This window comes from Tautonia marina (assembly GCF_009177065.1).
GTDB classification, from domain to species: Bacteria; Planctomycetota; Planctomycetia; order Isosphaerales; family Isosphaeraceae; genus Tautonia; species Tautonia marina.
In genome coordinates this window covers 48178-66803 of sequence record NZ_WEZF01000017.1, presented here as the reverse complement: position 1 = coordinate 66803, position 18626 = coordinate 48178, and the positions used below count along the sequence as shown (strand labels likewise).

General features: G+C 64.7%; 12 protein-coding genes. 6 read left to right on the top strand and 6 right to left on the bottom strand.

Annotated features, from left to right (window positions below; translation table 11 throughout):
• Nucleotides 1–20: 20 nt before the first annotated feature.
• A complete protein-coding gene (locus GA615_RS19420) occupies nucleotides 21–3995 on the bottom strand; it encodes a serine/threonine-protein kinase (RefSeq protein WP_152052984.1) in 3975 nt (1324 codons plus the stop codon).
• Nucleotides 3992–4687 carry an RNA polymerase sigma factor gene (locus GA615_RS19415; RefSeq protein ID WP_152052983.1) on the bottom strand — a complete coding sequence of 232 codons (696 nt, stop codon included), beginning with the start codon at nucleotides 4685–4687 and terminating at the stop codon, nucleotides 3992–3994. The genes GA615_RS19420 and GA615_RS19415 overlap by 4 nt, the downstream gene beginning before the upstream one ends.
• A gap of 203 nt (nucleotides 4688–4890) precedes the next feature.
• On the opposite strand from GA615_RS19415, the gene GA615_RS19410 reads away from it, so the two are divergent.
• Nucleotides 4891–5712 carry a DUF4198 domain-containing protein gene (locus GA615_RS19410; RefSeq protein ID WP_152052982.1) on the top strand — a complete coding sequence of 274 codons (822 nt, stop codon included), beginning with the start codon at nucleotides 4891–4893 and terminating at the stop codon, nucleotides 5710–5712.
• 33 nt (nucleotides 5713–5745) lie between these two features.
• Nucleotides 5746–6738, top strand: a complete 993-nt coding sequence (locus tag GA615_RS19405; RefSeq protein WP_152052981.1) for a DUF1559 domain-containing protein — start codon at nucleotides 5746–5748, stop codon at nucleotides 6736–6738.
• Here the strand turns inward: GA615_RS19405 and GA615_RS19400 are convergent.
• Nucleotides 6729–9335: a DEAD/DEAH box helicase gene (locus GA615_RS19400; RefSeq protein ID WP_152052980.1), complete on the bottom strand. Its 2607-nt coding sequence runs from the start codon at nucleotides 9333–9335 to the stop codon at nucleotides 6729–6731. The two genes, GA615_RS19405 and GA615_RS19400, sit on opposite strands and share 10 nt — an antisense overlap.
• Before the next feature lie 460 nt (nucleotides 9336–9795).
• Here GA615_RS19400 and GA615_RS19395 point away from each other — a divergent pair, with 460 nt between their 5' ends.
• Complete coding sequence (locus GA615_RS19395; protein WP_161602432.1) at nucleotides 9796–11322, top strand: hypothetical protein; 1527 nt, start codon at nucleotides 9796–9798, stop codon at nucleotides 11320–11322.
• Between the two features lie 251 nt (nucleotides 11323–11573).
• Entirely contained in the window at nucleotides 11574–12656 is a 1083-nt protein-coding gene (locus GA615_RS19390; protein ID WP_161602431.1) for a peptidylprolyl isomerase, read from the top strand.
• A 100-nt stretch (nucleotides 12657–12756) separates the two neighbouring features.
• Here GA615_RS19390 and GA615_RS19385 read toward each other — a convergent pair whose 3' ends face one another.
• The 3 genes from GA615_RS19385 to GA615_RS19375 form a co-directional block, all read right to left on the bottom strand.
• Nucleotides 12757–13416, bottom strand: a complete 660-nt coding sequence (locus GA615_RS19385; protein ID WP_152052977.1) for a c-type cytochrome — start codon at nucleotides 13414–13416, stop codon at nucleotides 12757–12759.
• A gap of 39 nt (nucleotides 13417–13455) precedes the next feature.
• Nucleotides 13456–14652 carry a sulfite oxidase gene (locus tag GA615_RS19380; protein WP_152052976.1) on the bottom strand — a complete coding sequence of 399 codons (1197 nt, stop codon included), beginning with the start codon at nucleotides 14650–14652 and terminating at the stop codon, nucleotides 13456–13458.
• Nucleotides 14653–14757: 105 nt separating this feature from the next.
• On the bottom strand, nucleotides 14758–15726 hold the full coding sequence (locus GA615_RS19375; RefSeq protein ID WP_235905564.1) for an NAD-dependent epimerase/dehydratase family protein: 969 nt from the start codon (nucleotides 15724–15726) through the stop codon (nucleotides 14758–14760).
• Between the two features lie 232 nt (nucleotides 15727–15958).
• Here GA615_RS19375 and cls point away from each other — a divergent pair, with 232 nt between their 5' ends.
• Together cls and GA615_RS19365 are read left to right on the top strand one after the other, a co-directional pair.
• Nucleotides 15959–17422: a cardiolipin synthase gene (cls, locus tag GA615_RS19370; RefSeq protein WP_152052975.1), complete on the top strand. Its 1464-nt coding sequence runs from the start codon at nucleotides 15959–15961 to the stop codon at nucleotides 17420–17422.
• Nucleotides 17423–17498: 76 nt separating this feature from the next.
• Nucleotides 17499–18503: a threonine ammonia-lyase gene (locus GA615_RS19365; protein ID WP_235905563.1), complete on the top strand. Its 1005-nt coding sequence runs from the start codon at nucleotides 17499–17501 to the stop codon at nucleotides 18501–18503.
• The last annotated feature ends 123 nt before the right edge of the window (nucleotides 18504–18626 follow it).

The window sequence follows — 18626 nt, the reverse complement described above, 5'->3', positions numbered from 1 at the left end:
GACCCAGCCCGAGACCTCGATCAACGCGACCGGGTGACGGTCGTGAGTTCCTCGGCCCCCCGAAGTCCGTCGGGCGTGTTCTCATCAGCCAATGGTCGCAGCCGTCGGGTCCAGGCGATCAACGCCCGGAGTTCGGGGCGATCGGTCGACCAGGCGAGTGCATGGTCCAGATCGGCCCGAGCGGCGGCGGGCTGGCCGGCTCGGCGGTGCAGCCGGGCGCGAAGCAACGACAGGATCGGGTCGTGCGGGTCGCGTGTCAGTGCTTCCGACAGGTCCGCGATGGCCGCATCGAGGTGGCCGATCGCGGCCAGGGCAAGCGCTCGGGCGCGATGCAAGCTCGCGTCATCTCGTCCCAGAACCGAGGCCCGGTTCAGGTCGTTCATCGCATCGAGCGGGCGTCCGGATTCGCACAACACCTGCCCGCGCAAGATCAACGAGGCCAGATCGTTCGGGCGGAGCGCCAGGGCCGCGTCGAGATCCGCCAGCGCTCCGGCCAGATCCCCCGAGCGGTGTCGAATCCGAGCCCGCACCAGTCTCGGCAACGAGGCATCCGGGGCGATCAGCGCGGCCTCCGAGGCGACCGTCTCGGCCTCCTCGGTCTCTCCCAGCCCTGCGAGTACGGTGGCCCGGGTGAGCATCCGTGGCACGGGAGACGCTTCGGCCGAGGCTGGAGGCGAGGCCAGCGCCTCGGCCGCATCGCGCAAGTCGTCGGCCAGGCCGGGGCCGGGAAGCAGGTCGAGGACTGAGGGGTCATCCAGCCGGAGCGAACCTCCCGGCCGGGTCGCGAGCAAGGCTCGCAGGTGTAGTCGAGACCGCGCGGGGGTCGGGGCCATCGCCAGGCTCTCGGCAAAATCCGCCAGCGCGGCGGTGGGCTGCTCAGTCGCCAGGAGGCATCGGCCCCGAAATTCGAGCAACTCGGCCAGGGGACGGCGATCGGCCCACGACACCGTGGCGAGCGTCCGATCCTGGAACGCTCGGGCCTGAGCGACCAGGGATTCCGCATCCGCCAGGGCCTTCTGTTGCTCACCCGAGGCCAGCAAGATCAATGCGCGGCCCAGGCGGGCTTCGCGCTGGGCGGGTTCGTTGACCAGCAGGTCGCTGTAGGTCAGCAGGGCCAGCGCGGGCCGACCGGCTTCGGCGTCGAGCCGGGCCAGGTCCAGCCGAGCGGCCCGTTCGAATCGCGTGCCCGACGAGGCGGCAATCGCCCCGATCGCCGTCTGAGTCCCCGCCGATCCCAGGCCGCTTGCCACGCCGGAAGTCCCCGAGGCCAGCAGCAGGTCCGTTCCCAGGCGTCCCAGGGCCAGCCCGACCGGAGCTTCTCCCACGATCGATTCGAAGGCGGCTCGGGCTCCGGCCCGATCGCCTCGCTGAAGTAAGACCAGGCCGACGTTCAGCTCAATTCGATCGCGCAATCGGTCGCGGTCGCCCGACGGAATGCGCGCCGAGGCGGCTCGGAGATCCCCAAGGGCCGTCGCGGTGTTCCCCGAGGCTCTCGCCGCCAGGGCTCGGTTGAACAGGGCCCAGGGGGTCGACGGATTCAGGGCGACCGCCGCGTCGGCATGACGAAGGGCATCGTTGATCCGACCCGATTCGAGGGCAAAGGTCGCCAGATAGAACCGAGGCCAGTAGGCGTCGGGGCGTCCCCTGACGGCGGCTTCCAGCCAGGTGATTGCCCGAGACGCATCGGCCGGGGCTCTGGTCCCTTGGTAGCGTGCCGCCGAGGCAATTCCCAGCAAAAACGCTGCTTCGGCCGTCTGCCGGGCTCGTTCTCGTGCCGACAGGGTTTGGCCGGAGGCAGGAGCGATGGCCGGTCGGAGGATTCCCAGTTCTCGGCAGAGGGCGTCCCAGGCCGCTCGGCGCGGATCGTCGATCGGCATGGCCCGGACGGCTCGATCGCGCAGGTCGGCGATTTCCACGGTGGGGGCTGCCCCGGCGGGTTCGGTCAGCCACAGGTGGACGGCTCGAAGGAACAGCAACTGGGGCACCGCTTCGAGCAGCCGACGACGACGCTCGGGTTGCAAGCGGTCGAAGTCGTCGTTCGCCGCCCAATCGATCTCCGAGAACACCCCGAACGGCGAAAGCAGGCCACGGAGCGCGTCGCCCGGTGGCCGCTCCGGTTCCACAAATCCAAAGAGGCGATAGCGAAGCCACTCGGCCTCCTCAAAGAACTCGATCGTGTGACGTTCGAGCTGCTCGATATGAATGGCCCAGAGGCGTTTTTCCTGGGCCTCCCACCAAAGCTTTGCCAGCGAGGGATGCTTGGCGGCGGCCTGCATGGCAAAGCCGTATCCCTGAATCGCGGCGTCGAGCTTGCCGGCTTGCTGGTACATCTCGGCCTGCTCGATGACCCGTCGAACCTCCCCTTGCGCCGCGACCCGACGAACCCGAGCATCGTGGACGGTGGCGAGGAGGATGGAACCGGCCACCACAGCCGGGGCGGCCATCACGAACCGAACCCGATTGCGACGCAGCCAGCGAAGCGATCGGCTGGCGATTGGCTCGGTAGCGTGCCGCAACGGCCCGTCGTTGGCAATCGCCTGAAGGTCAGCCGCCAACTCCGCGGCCGATTGGTAACGACGCTCCACGTCGGGCTCAAGACTGCGGCGGATGACCGCCTCCAAGGCTGGTGAAACCGGCCGGCCACCCCGCTGCAGCGGAGGAGCTCCGGCGCGGCGTTGCTCGGCCGTCTTCCAGAAGGCTTCCGGCACCGATCGCGCCTGGCGAACGACCGGAAACGGCCGGGTACCGGCGATCGCCTCAAACAAGACAACACCGAGGGCGAAGACGTCGGCTCGTGCATCGACCCCCGTATCGATCCCTTCGGCCAGCCCTTCAATATGCTCCGGAGCCATGTAGGCCAGCGTTCCGCCGAGCTTCGCCGAGTCGTTCTCGGACTCGTCGAGAATCGGGCTGATGGCCAGGTTGAAGTCGAGGAGCATCGGCAGCCCGTCGCCGGTAACGAGGACGTTCGTCGGCTTCACGTCGCGGTGCAAAACACCTCGGTCGTGTGCGTGCTGCAACGCCTCGGCAAGCCGAGCCCCCCACCAGGCAATCGCTCCGGAGAAGGAGCGACCGGTCAGGGCCTTTCGAGCGGCGGTCGAGGCCCGCGGCCGATCATCCTCGGGCGGCTCGACCCGGTCGAGCACTGCAAGCAAGTCGCTCCCTGATCGTGCGGCGAGGGTGGCCGGATCGCTCAGAACGTCGGCCAGGGTGGTCCGACCAAAAAACGGCATGCACAGCAGGTGCAACCCCGTCACCGGATCGACCCGGTAACTGTGCACCGGGACGATATGCGTATGCTGCAATCGGGCCAGGGTTTGCGGCTCTCGGGAGCCGGTGGTGGCGACCTTCAGCGCGACCGGTCGATCCGCCAGAAGACGCTCGTGAGCCAGGTAGACTCGGGCGAACGAGCCCCGGCCCAGCTCCTCGGCCAGCCGGAAGCCGCCGATCGTCTCACCGGCCTCGGGAAATTCGACCGAATCGACGGCCGCGGCCTCGGCCGATCGGGTGCTTCGCCCCGAATTGAAGTTGGATTGTGTCGAGCCGACCATCGGCGAGGCCGAACCGCCGATCAGAGCGTGAATGTCGAACACGCGACGCAAGGCCGAGGCCAGTTCCGGGAACCGTCGCTCGTAATCGGTGGGATCGGGGTTCGATCCGGTTTCTTCGAACAGGCAGAACTCCTCGTACAGCAAGGCGACGAGGGTCTGCTCATCAAGATCGGGGTAGCGAGCGCGGTATTGCTCAACACGGACGGCCTCTCCGGCATCCCATCGCAGTCCCAGGTCGGCCCGGAGCAAGGCGAGCCAGGCGCCGGGCTGCTCGGTCGGATCGTCGGGAAGATACGCCCTGGGATCGGGCCGGGCGTCCGGTGGCGAGCGTCTCCAGTCGTCCTCAAAGCGGCGAACGATCCGGGCGGCGGCGGGCGATGAGGCATCGTCCCAGGTCCGGCCGGAAGACGTGGCCAGGTCCGACGGGCGGGTAGGCTCGATCATTCGTGTCGGCGGCGTGGGAATAGTCCGTCCGTGGATCCCGTCCTGGGCGTCGAGGCATCCTGTTCGTCTCGGGACGGTTCCGATTCGCGTTCCAGGTCGAGACGTCGCTTGAGGTCCTCGATGACCCGCTGAACCGTGCGTTCACTGATTCCGAGCCGATCCCCCACATCGCGGCTGGAAAGCCCCTGGGCCTTCAACTCGATGATCGCGTGCCGATCCGACGGCATCAGGTCACGGAGCCGGGAGAGGGCTTCCCGCGCTTCGGCGACCTCGCTGGGAGAGTCGTCACGTCCGGGAAGGTCTCGGGGGCGATCTCCGTCCACCCAGAGGGGTTCCTCCCGGTGCATGTCCTGCTTCTGACTGCCCGCGCGACGGTATTCGTCGATCACCTTGTTCTTCGCAGCCTTGGCCAGAAAGGCGACAAGGTGGCGGGAATCTTCGAAATCGGCCGGGCCGTCGCTGCCTCGCATCCGTCGGAAAAAACTCCCCCAAACGCTTTGCATGAAGTCGAGGGAGTCGAACCGCGAGCGCAGGAGCCGGGGCAACTGGCGACGGACGACCAGACGGACCTCAGCCTCGTACCGCCCGAGCAGTTCTCGGGCCGCATCGTCATCCCCCGCGCGAATGCGATCGAGGAATCGGCGCAGGTCTTGGCTTTCGTCAGGCCTTGTGGCCGGACCGTCGCTCGCCATTATCGGGTCCTCCGATCCTTCTCCCCGGGCCCGAGTCCATTCCACCCTCTTGCGCCAAGCCTACCGACGCTCTCCCCCCTTTGGCAAGCAATCCGAGACCCTTCGGACTTTTTTCTTGATTTGATTTGCAACCAGGTTTGCCATCGTGTAATACGATTTTGGAAATTTTCCTACCTTGGGGTGATCCTGACGTGAGGGTGATCATGAGACAACTCGGTTGGCGAGCAACGGTTTGGGGAGCCCTCGCGGGGCTGATGCTCCAAGTGGGGGCGAATGGCTCCGCATCGGCGCACGAAATCAAGGTGATGGCCAGCCGGCTGGTGACCGAGCCGGGGAGCCGAGACACGGTCTACCTCTCCTGGGGTCACATCCTGCCGATTGATCTGCCGATCGATGCCGAGGCGATCAAGGATTACCGGCTTCATACGCCGTCGGGGTCGGTCAGCTACCTGGCGACCGATGGCTACTCGCTCCAGGCCAATGAGGTGCGAGTGGAGGAAGAGGGGCTCTACACGGCCGAGGCAACGCGGCATCCGTCCGTCTACACCGTCGTCGTGGATGAGCGTGGCCAGCACCGTCATGTCATGGCTCCCAAACCGGAAGCTCAGGCCCAGGGGGGAACAATCGATTACTCCGCCCGAAGCCACCAGTTCGCCAAGGCGCTCTTGATCTCGGGAGACGCTCACGAGGAGGCCACCAAAACGCTCGGTCACGCGTTCGAGATTGTTCCGCTCGACGGTCCCGAGGCATGGACCGCGGGTTCCGATCTTCGTGTTCAGGTGCTCTTTCAGGGCAAGCCGGCGGCAAGGCAAGACGTCTTTGCTCGATTCATCGGCTTCAAGCCCGACCTGGCCTGGTGTTTCGCGATTCCGACGGACAACGAGGGGATTGCCACCATCAGGGTTGATCGCGCGGGGACCTGGATCATCCGGGCTCAGAAGACCCTCCCGGCGGCCGAGGAGGACCGTTCCCAGTTCGACGTCGAGTCGTTCACAGCTACCGTGGCTCTGGAAGTCCTTCCCTGATCTGCCCGAATCCGTACTGGGAGTCTCCTCACGATGACGCGATCACGTCGCGGCTTTACCCTGATCGAACTGCTGGTGGTCATTGCCATCATCGGGCTCTTGATCGCCTTGCTTCTCCCCGCGGTGCAGGCGGCCCGAGAGGCGGCACGACGGGCGCAATGCGTCAATCACCTGAAGCAACTGGGAATCGCTTTGCACAATTATCACGGTGCACTCGGCAGCTTCCCAATCGGCTATACCTTTTACGATGCTCCCTGGCCGGGTGATCCCACAGTCCCTGGTGGCCACGCCAAGTGGGGAGTGCTGGCCCACCTGACCCCTTATCTGGAGCAGTCGGCCGTTCACGACGCGATCAACTTCGATTTCCCCATCATCGGCGGGCCGAACCAGTCGTATGCCCCGTTCCCCGAGAACCTCTCGGCCCTGTCCACCAAGGTCAGCCTGTTCCACTGCCCGAGCGACGGGATCGACCGGCCCACGCCACCGATCTACGGCACGAACTACGTGGCCACGGCCGGATCGGGCCTCGACGTGCCCGCCAACGGTTACCGGCAGATCGACGGCACCTTCTACATCAATTCCTCGACCACGCTGGCCGAGATCCGCGACGGGTCGAGCAACACGGCCGTCATGTCGGAGAGCCTTATCGGCCCCGGCGGCCCCTACAACATCCCCGCGGCGGACATGGCCGAGGACGCTCGTCGCTACATCCGGCACGTCAACACCCTGACCGACGCCGATTGTCGGGCCGCCGCCAACGTCCACCCCAACAAGCGAAGCAACTGGGCCGACGGCGACGCCAACGCCACCACATACTCCCACTGGTACGCACCCAATCCCGCCGAACCGAGCTGTAATCGCCACTCCGTCGGCTGGAGTGAGGCCAGCAGCAACCACCCCGGCGGCGTGAACCTCCTGCTCGGTGACGGCTCCGTCCGGTTTATCAAGGATTCCGTCTCCCCCGAAACCTGGCGAGCCCTTGCTACCCGCAAGGGAGGAGAGGTGATCAGCGCCGATCAGCTCTGATCGCCCGAAAAGAGTCGCTCGTGGAACCTCCGCAGGGCTTCCTCGGGCGACTCGAACTTCATCGGCTCCGGCCCGGCGGCGTCGATCCAGCAGGCGGTGAACGGAGAGGGGCCGTCGAGCGATCGGAAGCGGATGACCGGGCGAGAGCGGAGCCAATCAAGGGCTGTTGCCGTGTCGAGCAGGTCGTGCAGAACCTCGCGGCGAGTCTCTTTCAGGAGAGGGTGATCGGGACATGCGGCCTGGACCAGGGGATAAAGCCGCTGGCTGACCCAGAGCAGGCCGCCGACCTTTGTCCGGCCCCCTTCGGGACGGCGGAGGACCATCAAGGCGGTCGAGGCGACATGACGGAAACGCCGGGCGGCGAGGTCGCCGCGGTCGACCCCGGCCAGCACGTCGTCGGCAAAGCCCTCGGGGTCGAGCAGGGGGGGCAGGTCGCTCGCCGTCAGGGACGCCTCGATCGGCAGGCGAACCTGCCAGCCGAGGTCGGCGACGACCAGCCCGAGATCACGCCCGAAGCGTCGGCCGAGCCTCGCGGCGAACGCTCGGGCAGCGGCCTCGCAGGCCGACCGACCCAGCGGGGCATGAACGGTGTAGCAGACCCCCTCCTCGTGTGGGGACTCCTCAATCAGGACCGAACCGGGGCGAGGAACCTCGCTCAGTTGCTCCTGTGCCGCGAACAGGTCTTCGAGCAGACCGATCGACTCTGGTTCGAGCCTGTAGTCGTCAACGAGCCAGCCGCGGAAGGCGGAAGTCCCTTCATCGAGAAGGGTTGCAGCACGATAACGAAACGAAGCCAATTCGGCGGCCAGCTCGGCCGAGAGCCCCTGGCGATCGCTCGTCCAGCGGGGGAGGTCGGGTTCCCCTCCGGAGAATCGGGCGTGGACGGTCAGGCCGTCGAGGCGGATGAACTCCAAGGCCCGGCCGTCGAGCACGAACCGATCGCCCGGTTGGAGACGCTCGGCATAGTTCCCTTCGAGGGTGCCGATCGGTGCCTCATCGACGAGTACCTTGACCGATTCTTCCGAGGTGATCGTCCCCACGTTCGCCCGGAACCAGCGGATGATCTTTGCGTTGCGGACCCCGAACAGCCCACCTTTCTTCCAGAAGCGGGGGGAGGTCCATTTCGGGGTCGCTCCCGGCTCGGGCTCCCAGGCTCCGGCGGGGGCGGCGAGTTCTCCGGCGAGGAACAGGAGGCAGGCGTCGAAGTCGGCCCGCGAGAGGGATTCCATCGGCCCGGCCTTGCGGACGAGGCCGAACGCCTCGTCGGCCGAGCACTCGCCGACACAGGCCATGCCGATGAGCTGCTGGCAGAGCACGTCGAGCGGCGCCTCGACCATCTTCGACGGCTCGACACGCCCTTCCCGGGCCGCCCTGGCCGTGACGGCGGCCCCGGCCAGCTCGGCGGCCGTGGCGGCGAGCATCAGCCCTTTCGTCTGCGCCCCGACCCGGTGCCCGGCCCGACCGACCCGCTGCAAGCACCGCGAGGCACTTCCTGGCAGGCCGACCAGGACGGCGAGATCGGCCGTGCCGATATCGACCCCCAGCTCCAGGCTCGTGCTGGTGACCACGGCCCGCAGTTCTCCAACTTTCAGGGCTGCCTCGACGCCTCGGCGGCGGTTGGCATCGAGCGCCGAGTGGTGCGCCGCGACGGCATCGGCTCCCAGGTCTGCCTTCAGATCGTGGGTGATCCGCTCGGTAAAAGCCCTCGTGTTGGCGAAGACAATCGTGGTGCGGTTCGATTCCGTCTCGTCCCGGAGTCGCCTGAGGAGCCGTCGATAGGTGAGGCCTCGGTGTGGCCCTTCATCGCGATTCAGGAGGGATTCAACTTCGATCTCTGGCCCGGCCTTGCCATCGGGACGGGGGGCTTCGATCACCCGGCACGACCGAGTCGGCCCGACCAGGAACCGGGCGACCGGGTCGGGCGGCTTGCAGGTGGCTGAGAGGCCGATTCGGCTCGGGTCACGATCGGCCTGGGCCGCGAGGCGTTCGAGCGAAACGGAGAGATCGGCCCCGCGCTTGGTCGGAACGAGCGAGTGAACCTCGTCGACGATCAGGTGTTCAACCGACCGCCAGAGGCGCCCCCAGGTCTTCTGGCTGAGCACCAGCGAAAGGCTTTCCGGGGTCGTGATCAAGAGGTGCGGCGGTTGCTCCCGCAGCTTCCGACGGAAGTGGCTGGAGGTGTCTCCCGTGCGGACGCCGATTCTCACCGGGCTGGTGTCGAGCTCGAGATCCTGGCGAATGGCGTCGAGCGGTTCCAGCAGGTTCCGCTCGATGTCATAACCGAGGCTCCGCAAGGGAGAGAGATAGACGCATCGCACGCCCGGTTCAAGGGTTCCGGCTTCGTACTGTCGGTAGAGCCGGTCGAGGATGGCCAGAAATGCGGCCAGCGTTTTTCCCGTGCCTGTGGGAGAAACGAGCAACAGATTTTCCCCGGCGTCGATGACCGGCCACGCCAGGGACTGAGCCGGAGTCGGTCCGCCTGGATACGATTGGGCAAACCAGCGCCGAACGGCGGTCGATCGGATCGAGCCGTCAATGAACTCGGTTGAAGATCTTCGACGCGATCGAGCGTCCTGATTGCCGAGCTTGCGAGCCATCCGGGCGTCGTCCGACCGGAAGATCGACGCCAGGCGTGATCCGTTCCGGACTTTCGGGGTATCTGACAGGGGCGTTTGTGGTCAGGTATTCTAGTCAGGAGTGAACGAATCGTCGAGCGTGAGCTCATCGATCCGGGCCACGGCCAACCCAACCCAGTCGGCATGATCCGGCGAGAGTCCTGGGCACAGGAACAAAATCCCGGAATCCGTGTCGGGAACGCGTCTCGAATTTCGTCCAAGAGAGTGCGAATGACTCGTCGGAAGACCGTTCCGGGTGGACGACACCAACCGGCCGGCGACTGGATTCAGGTTAAGCGCCGATGACGGGATGGCAGACCTGTTGACGTCGGGTCGGCCCACTGCACCAGGGACTGAAGGAGCCAAGACCGTGGTTCGAGCCGTCCGTCGCACATCTCGAAAGGCTCGACCGGCTCGGGTGGAACTTCTCGAAACGCGGGCAATGCTCGCGACGGACCTCGGCCTGTTCGATCCCCCGAGTGACGTGGAGCCAATCTCGCTCGCCGTTCCGGGCCAGACGATCAATCTCTGGGAGTTGGAGACGCCGGATGTCGTCATCGATCAGGTCCTGGACACGCCTCCGGAGCATTCCCGCGTCACCATGTCGTTTCCCTGGCGGGTGACGTCCTGGCTCAAGGCCGACGAATTGCGGCCAGGGGATCGCCCCTCGTTCCCGGAGGAGGATTTCCCCTCCACGTTCGATCCGGACGCGGCGAGGGTCCTTCCCTCCGATCAGGAGATTCTGTGGAAAGGCTCCATCGTGTCCGGAAACGAGGGCCAGATGTTTCGCATCTCACTCGCCCCGGGAACGCGAGCGATCAACTTTTCCTATGCCGTCCGATTCGAAGATCGGTTCGATGCCAACGTCGCGGCGCTTCGTGTCTCGTTGCGGGATGCCGAGGGTGCCCTGATCGATTCCTGGTGGCTTGACGCCTCGGTCGATCGGGTTGATGCCCGCTTGCTCGCTCTGATCCCTGCGGAGGAGGCCACGTTTTATCTCGGGATCGAAGCTGTAGGTCCGCCTTCCGTGTCGGACACGCCGATTCCGTATGCCCTGAACGTCCGCCCGGCGGTTCATCCTCCCGGCAACTGGTTTCCCGGACCGGGACCGGGACAAAGCCAGGTTGAATCTCCGGTTTTCGGGGACGAGACCCTGAGCCAGGTCGTTCCGTTCTTCGGGGAGGTGGCACGATTCCACCCTCCGATTCTCCTGAGTCTCGACGCCAGCCGAGGTACAGATTTCTCCACGATGGAGGTCGCTTCGGGTCGAGAAACGGCGATGGAACTCATCGCGGGCGAGCCGGGCATAAGCTCTGCGTTTGAGGGAGGACTCATCCGACCGTTACCGACGCAGAGCGCCTCAACCGTGGGTGGCTTTCTTGCCACGGGACCCGACATTCGAGGAGAGCGTGATGTGCCCGATCGGTTCCCTCGGATCGACGAGTTCGCCGACCCCTTGCTGATGGCTTCCAATCCGGTCACCGAAGGTTCCGGGGAATCCGACCGTTTCGGCATCAAGGAGAGCCCCGATCAGGTCGGGGAGTCGTCGGCGTCGGGCTCGGTGGCCGAACTGACGGTCATCCCGATCGAACTGGCGCCGGAAGCCGCGGGACCAGGCATGACTTCGGTGGCCGATGCGGGATCGCTTCCCCTGTTTGTGGCGGGGCTTCGGACCACTCGGGGAACCCCGTCGATTCTCTCCGGCGAGCATTGCTCGCCGCCCATTCCCGACGATCTGGCCGCGTTGGTCGCCGCCACCGACCCACCCGCTCCAGTCAACACCGAGCAACAGTCCGAGGACCCACCTGAAGAGGACCCTGATCCGACCCGACCTCGGGTACTTCGCACGGCCTTGGTTGGAGTCGCGGCGCTGGCCGTGGGGCTGCTTTTGCCCGATCTGACCTCGGAACGGACCTTGATTCGCCTCCGATCCTCACCCGCCCGCGCTCGATGGTGGTTCTTCGGATGAGCCGCAAACCGTGGACTTCCACGAGCTTCGGCCGCGATTTGATTCGAGCCGACTTTCCTGCTTGGTGCAGATGAAGCAGGAATGCGGGGCCCGCGTCTTGCTCTCAACACAGCGAGCCAGGGGCCGTATAATGCGCCGCGATCATGATCTCGGGCAGACCGCTGACGGATTGGCGGTCGAGCGACCCGCAGATGACTCCAAACAGCGATCGTACCCCTCGACTCGAATTTCTCGTCACGGAGGCTCCATCCATGTGCGTGATCGACCGACGCATTCTGTCGCCGGCGGCCCTTGCCCTTCTCTTGTTCCTGGCGGGTGCCGCGATCGCGCAGGCTCCGCCCACCGGCAGGCCGTCAGGGGCCGCTCCGGCTCAGGCCCGAGCGACCCCTTCGGCCAATGATCCGGTCGTGGCGACCTACGAGGGGGGGCAGATCACCCGATCGCAGGTCCTCGAATTCCTCGGCCAGTTTGCCATTCCTCCCGATGCGAGAGAGGAAGTTTATACCACGGGCATCAACGCGCTGATCAATCAGGAACTGTTCGCTCGCTTCCTTCAAGCGCAGAACGTCGCCGTCACGGCGGCGGAACTGGACGCCGAGGTCGCGAAGCTGGGCCAGCAACTTCAGCAGAGTGGTCAGGGAAGCCTGAACAGTCTGATGGCCGAACTCGGACTGACCGAAACCGAGCTACGCGAACGCCTGGCGATGAATCTCCAGTGGGCCAAGTATCTCCGCTCTCAGGCCGATGAAGCCACGCTTCGCGCCTATTTCGAGAAAAACAAGGATCTGTTCACCGGAACGACGCTCCAGGCGAGTCACATTCTCATGCGGGTCGAGCCGGAAGCAACGGATGCCGAGAAGCAGGCTGCCCGGCAAAAACTGGTCGACTTGAAGAAACAGATCGACGAGGGGGCACTCGATTTTGCCGTCGCTGCCGACAAGTTCTCCGAAGACCCAAGCAATCAGGAGGCGCCCGACGGCGGCAACATCGGTTACTTCTCCCGCCGAGGGCAGGTGGTGGAACCGTTCGCCGAGGCCGCGTTTGCGCTGGACGTCGGAGCGGTGTCCGATCCGGTCGAGACCGAGTACGGCTATCATCTCATCAAAGTGACCGACCGTCGCTCGGGTCAGGATGTCACCTTCGAGGAGATTCGAGACGCCGTCGAAGCGGTCTATGGAGAAGAACTTCAGCAATCCATCATTGAAGAGGCCCGGGAAACGGCGAAGATCGACATCAAGCCGATGCCCGAGAACTTCTTCCCCGCCCCAACCCCTGCGGTCGGGATTCCCGGAGCCCCGACCCCGGGAACGGTTCCCGGTCAATCACCCAGGTGATCTCGCGGGATCGCCGCTCGATCGACAAGAACGCCCCCTTCGCTCCTCGATCATCGTGGAGCAAAGGGGGCGAGTGGGTTGAAATTCCAGCCTTCCTGAATCAGCGGGACTGACCCCGGAGCCAGGCGAGCGTATCGGCAATTTGCTGATCGTTCAGCACGATCTGGAAGCCGGGCATCCGATGGCGTCCTTCGCGGAGAATCGTGGCGTAATCCACCGGTCGGAGCAAGACCGAGCGAGCAATCAGGCTAACCCCAAGATCGCCGCCCAATCCGTCCGGACCGTGGCAGGTTGCGCAGTGCTCGGTGAAGACGGCCGCCCCGCGGTCGGCCTGACCTTCGGGAAGGGCGTCGGCATCGGGCTGGGGGCGGGTCGAGGATCGGGCATTGTCGAGCGTTTGCCGATCGAAGACGGGCTCGTCCGATTCGGTCGCGTAGGAGGAGGCCAGGTAAGCCACCAGCAGAGCTGTTTCTTCGGGAGGAACGGGCGCCCCCCAGCCGACCATCTTCTCGACCTCGGCGGCCCACTGCTCGGGAGTGAGACGCTGGGTCTCGATCATCTCGATCGAGTGGCACATCAGGCAGTTGCCTTCGAGACTTCGACGCCCCAACTCGCGCTCGAAGGCCCGTTCGTCATCCCCGGCATCATCCTGTCGAGGGACCGCTTCCGCGTGGACCCGGCCAGGCGAAATGCGTGCCAACGAGCCGGCCAGGACTGTAACCGCCAGGGCAACGGCGACAAGAGCGATTCGTGTCTGCATCACTCGATCCGATCCTCGGAAGAAGAAAGAAGATGGGCGTCAGGCAATCTCGACCGTGATCGCTTCGATCGAATTCCAGAGGTAACCGCTGCGGTTCCAGGGGGATTGTTCCGGCTGGGTCTCACCGTGGGAATCGACGGCTCGGGCCCGGATGGTGTGCGAGCCGCTAGGCGCGTTCCAGACATGTTGCCAGGTCCGCCAGGAGCCTTCCACGTCGGGGCCGGTCAGGGTGGCTGATTGCCAGGGGCCACCGTCGATCGAAACCTCCACCTCGGTGATGCGGCCGGGGCCGGTCCAGGCGACTCCGCTGATTTCCATGGGGCCAGATGAGAGCGTTTGACCATCGCCGGGACTGGTGATCAGCGACTTGACATTCATCGCCGTCACAGGGACCACTTCTCCCTCCGGGTCCTCGATCCAGGAGCCGGGCGGGGCCAGTTCGCGCGGAATCCGGTAGCCGGTCCTCTGGTAAAAGCCGGGGGCTTCCTCGTCGGCCAGGGTGATCTCACGGAGCCACTTGAGCGAGTGATTGGCGGTCCAGCACGGCACGATCAGACGAAGCGGTCCGCCGTGCAGTTCGGGCAGGGGTTCGCCGTTCATGTGGGTGGCGACCATCGTCATCGGATCGACCGCCTTGACCAGCGGGATACTTCGGAAAAACGCCGGGGTTTTCGGATGCGGTGGTCGGTCGGCCCCGAGCAGGTGGACGTGCTTCGCTCCGTCCTTCACACCCGCCCGATCGAGCAGATCAACCAGCCGCACCCCGGTCCATTCCGCGTTGCCGACGGCCCCCTTCGCCCAGGGAATCCCCGGAATGTTCGGGCGGAACAGTCCCCGGCCGTTCCCGGCGCACTGGAGCACGACCGGCCTGGTGATCTGTTCCATCTCGGCCAGATCGTCCAGGGTCAGCGAGATCGGCCGATCGACCATCCCTTTGATCTCGACCCGCCACGGCTCGGAGAGAATCGCCGGCTCGACAAAGTGACTGCGCTTGAAGAACAGATCATTCGGGGTGATCCAGCGTCCCAGGCTTGTAACCGGTGTTTCAGCGTCGAGCGGGACGAGGTTCCGAATGATCAGCTCCCGGTCGGATTCGTTCGCCTCGGCGAACCACCCGAGCGCCTCTGATTCTCGCCAGGCCCAGATGCCGATTCCCGCCGCGGTGCCGCCCAGGGCTCGACGTAAGAGCGATCGGCGGTTTGACTTCGGGATCGCACTCGTGGCTTCCTGGCTCATGACGAATTCTCCGGTCGATCGGTTTCAGGGCCTTCCGGCTGGCGTTTTTTTGATTCTATCCGGCATTGGCCCACGGTCCAATTCCTGCCCAGGAGGACGCAAGGATCACAGATCCGACAGGTCGAGGCGTCCTTGGGCTCGAAGGCTCGAAAACCGCTGGTAGGTGTCGGCGATCCCTTGACCGAGGCTGGTCCGGGGCAGGGGGCCGAGCTGAGCCTGAAGCCGACCTTCGTCGAGACTTGGGGCGATGGGCAACTGATTCGAACCGTGTGAGACGCGGCCTTTCGCCTCGGGAACGACGGATTCGAACGTGGAGACGAACGTTTCGATCGGCACGACATCGCCCCGGACGTTAAAGGCATCGGCCCCCTCGAACGGCGCGTCGAGGGCCCGGACGAAGGCGGCGGCCACGTCCCCGACGTACTGAAGGTCCTGAAGGCCGCCATAGCTGATCGCATAGTCGCGGCCGGCGGCGACAGCCTTGATCGCTTTGGTCGGCTCGCTGGTCATGCCGAAGTCCCGACCGACTCCGTACACGGTCCAGGGACGCAACGCGACGCTCGAAATGCCGTGGTCGAGCCAGTAAACCCGGGCATTAAGCTCGTTGCAGACCTTGTAGGCGCCGTAATGGGTCACCGGGGTGAGGCGGACCTCGTCGGCCAGAGGGGCGCCTCCTGGTTCTGAGGGACCGTGTACCGCGGCCGAGCTGGCGTAGACGACCCTCGAAATCTGATCCTTCAGAACCCGAGCCGTTTCAAAGACCGCCAGAGTGCCGACGACGTTGACCAGGGCTCCCTTGATGGGATCGGCCCGGCAGAGGGGCACCTGCAAGGCGGCCAGGTGGAGCAGCTGGGTGGCTCCGAACTGCTCGGCCGCCTCCCGGACGAGATTCGGATCGGTCACATCGCCAGGAAGAAACTGCACGAGTTCCAGTTGTTCGGGACTGAGCAGCAATTCCAGGCGGTGCGTGTCCCGTTTCAGGTCGAGGATCGCGACCTCATGGCCTCCTTCGATCAGTTGCAGGGTGACCCAGGAACCAATGCATCCGTATCCGCCGGTCATCAAGACGCGCACGCCAATGCTCCTGGCCCGAGGGCCTTCTCATTGTCTCGTTTCGAGTGTTCGAATTTCCGGAGTGTATCGACGCGGGGGTCGCCTGCCCAGCGTTCGCTCCGGCGTCAGCCGGGAATCCGCGTGATCGACTCGAGAGGGACGAACGGCACGGAGATCCTTGAGTCAGAAGGTCTGAGCATTGTGTAAGCTATGCGGTTCGACTGTTTCGGTTGTGTCTGCCGAGGTCACTTCCATGCTGCTGGTTGCCGCGTCGATTCACTGGGGACATGTTCTCATCACGGGATTGGGCATCCTGGTGAGCCTCATCGCCACCATGCATGTTTTGTTGCACAAGAAGGAGACGCGGGCGGCGATCGGTTGGATCGGTCTCATCTGGCTCTCGCCGATTCTGGGAGCGATCGTCTACGTGCTGCTGGGAATCAACCGGATCGAACGGAAGGCCAGGGCGTTGCGGCGGGATCGGCCCTCGGTGCATAAGCTCGACCCGGAAGGCTATACAGATGCCCTGTTAATCGAACGGCTCGGCCAGGATCGTGCTCATCTGGCGACGCTGGCCCGGCTTGGCTGGGCGGCGACGGGACGGCGACTGCTGGGAGGCAATCGCGTCAGGCTGCTCGATGGCGGCGACGAAACCTATCCGGCGATGATTCGGGAGATTGACCGAGCCGAGCGGTCGATCACCCTCTTGACCTATATCTTCCGCAACGACGAAGCCGGGATTCCGGTGGCCGAGGCCCTGTCCCGAGCCCGCGATCGGGGGGTTGAGATTCGGATCCTGATCGACGGCCTCGGCTCGGTCCATGAAGGCGCGCCGATCGTTGAGCACCTGCGAAGCCTTGGCCTCACCGTCGCACTGTTCATCCCCACCCTTCGGCCCGACTGGATGCGTTATGCCAACCTTCGGAATCACCGAAAGGTGATGATCATTGATGGCCATCTCGGGTTTACCGGAGGCATGAACATCCTTGATGACTTTCTGAGTCGACCGCACGAGCAGCGCGGAGTTCATGCCCGCGACACCCACTTCGAGATTTGTGGCCCGGTCGTCACCACGCTGCAGCAATCCTTCGCGGACGACTGGGCGTTTAGCACGGAGGAGATCCTCGACGGTGAGCTCTGGTTTCCTCGCGATCATCCGTGCGAAGGTGACACGATCGCCCGCATCATCGTGGATGGCCCCGACCTGCAAGACAACCCGTTGTCTGCCGTCCTGTTCGGAGCACTTGCGGTCGCTCGGAATTCCGTGTCGATCGTCACCCCTTATTTTATCCCCGACCCTCCGCTCTCAGCCGCCTTGATCTCGGCGGCGCAGCGCGGTGTTGACGTGGAGATTCTCGTTCCCCAAAAGAATAATCATGCAGTTGTTCAGTGGGCTGGAATCCCGTTGCTCGAACCGTTGCTTGAAGCGGGATGCCGTGTCCTGCTTCTGGAACCGCCGTTCGACCATTCCAAGCTGATGGTGGTCGACGATGCCTGGTCGTTCTTCGGTTCGGCCAACTGGGATCCGAGGAGCCTGGTCCTGAATTTCGAGTTGAACGTGGAATGCTACGATCCCGACCTTGCGGCCGAGATCAACCGGTTTCTTGAGGATCGTCGTCGCCACTCTTGCGAGTTGACCCTCGATTCCCTCAGGCGTCGATCGCTTCCGCTGAAACTCCGAGACAACCTTGCCCGGCTGTTCTCACCGTATCTTTGAACCTGGCGATGCCCCGCCGGCGGCGGCCCGCTTGTATCGCGTCCTGGGCCATTGCCGTTCATCAGGAGTTCCGTTCGTGAGTGACTCTACGAGTTTCCTGGAGATTCCGGTCGGGCTGGAACAGATCCGCGAGGCCGCCGATCGCCTGAGCGGTCTGGCCCATCGGACTCCGGTTCTGACCTGCTCGGCGTTGGATGAGCGGGTTGGCGCCTCCGTTTTTCTGAAGTGTGAAAACTTCCAGCGGATTGGTGCGTTCAAGTTCCGAGGAGCGATGAATGCCATCCTGCAACTCTCGGACGACGAGCGACGAGCCGGAGTCGTCACGCATTCCTCAGGCAATCATGCCCAGGCGATTGCGCTCGCGGCGAAGCTCGCGGGAGTACCGGCCTGCGTGGTCATGCCGCATACGGCGCCGAGCATCAAACGCCAGGCGACCGAAGGGCATGGGGCTCGTGTCGTCTCCTGCGAGCCGACCGTTGCGGATCGCGAAGCAACGGTTGCCCGCTTGATCGACGAGCATGGTTACACACTCGTTCATCCCTACGACGACTGGCGCGTGATTGCCGGAGCCGGGACGGCCGCCCTGGAACTGATCGAGGACGCCGGGCCGCTCAACGTTGTCATGGCTCCCATCGGCGGTGGAGGCTTGATGGCCGGAACCTGCCTGGCGACGGCCGGATCGAGCCCCTCAACCCGGCTGGTCGGTTCCGAGCCAAGCCGAGCCGACGACGCGAGGCGATCTCTCGAACTTGGGCAGATCCAACCGTCGGACAACCCGAAGACCGTGGCCGATGGCCTTCGTACGTCGCTCGGTTCTCGCCCCTTCGCGGTCCTCTCGCGTCACCTGGAGCGGATCGTCACCGTAGAAGAATCAGAGATTCTTGAAGCGATGCGCTTCATCTGGGAGCGTTTGAATCTCATCATCGAGCCCTCGTGTGCCGTGCCGGTCGCCGCGTTGCTTGCCCACCGCGTTCCGGAGGTCCGTGGGGCTCGGGTCGGAGTCATTCTGACAGGTGGGAATGTCGACCTCGACCCGATGTTTCAGTCACTCGCCGAACGCTGGCTCGGCGAGGGTCGTTGACAGAGTTTCATTCCCGGCCTAGCCTTCTCGTGAGAGTCTCTGAGAATGCTGTTTGACCGGGAAGCGTTCTGCTCCTCCTACCAAGAGAAAGCCCGATTCGATGCTCGCTCGATGGTTCACTCG